Below are 614 nucleotides of genomic sequence, written 5' to 3' on the forward strand. Positions count from 1 at the left end.
GCTCAACTAGAACTTGCAGCAGATTTTTGCGAGCTGTTCTTAAAAACAGATAAGTATGGGGCACTACCGTACGCTTCTATGTACATTGGTGAATCAGGCTTGCTTAATGACAAACCTGCAGAAGAAATGGAAAAACTGATGGCAGATTTTGGGGTTCAGGTAGACGAAAACCTCAAAGAACCAGCAGACCATCTTGCTGTCGAATTGGACTTTTTGGGCAACATGATCATTCGCTCAAATGAGTTAGAGCAAGAAAAACATATGGAAGAGGCTTTCGTTAAACAAAATGACTTCATCCAAAATCAACTCATGTCTTGGTTGCCAAAATTTGCTGAAAAATGTAAGCAATTTGATGAATTTGGCTTCTACTTAAGCGTTGCGCAACTATTAATTGCATTTTGTAAACTGGACAGCGCTTACCTTCTTGGTGAATAATCACCGCCTATTTTTAGGGAGCCTGCCTGTCGGGCTCCCTATTTTATTCGCTTGCTTTTAATCTGGCTCAAAGACGTTCGTTCATTTAGCAGTCAAAATGTGACTTCAAATACACAAAACTCTTGCTGAAAATATTGCCAGCCAGCCCACATAGGGCTAAAATGTGAACGCAAACGATT

At 40.4% G+C, this 614-nt stretch carries 1 protein-coding gene; it reads left to right on the forward strand.

The genetic code is table 11. From position 1 onward, the window contains the following. On the forward strand, positions 1-435 hold a 435-nt coding region (gene torD / locus R7Q11_RS27550; RefSeq protein WP_225467154.1), incomplete at its 5' end, for a molecular chaperone TorD. Positions 436-614 lie beyond the last annotated feature (179 nt).

The organism is Vibrio sp. 970, from assembly GCF_033339075.1.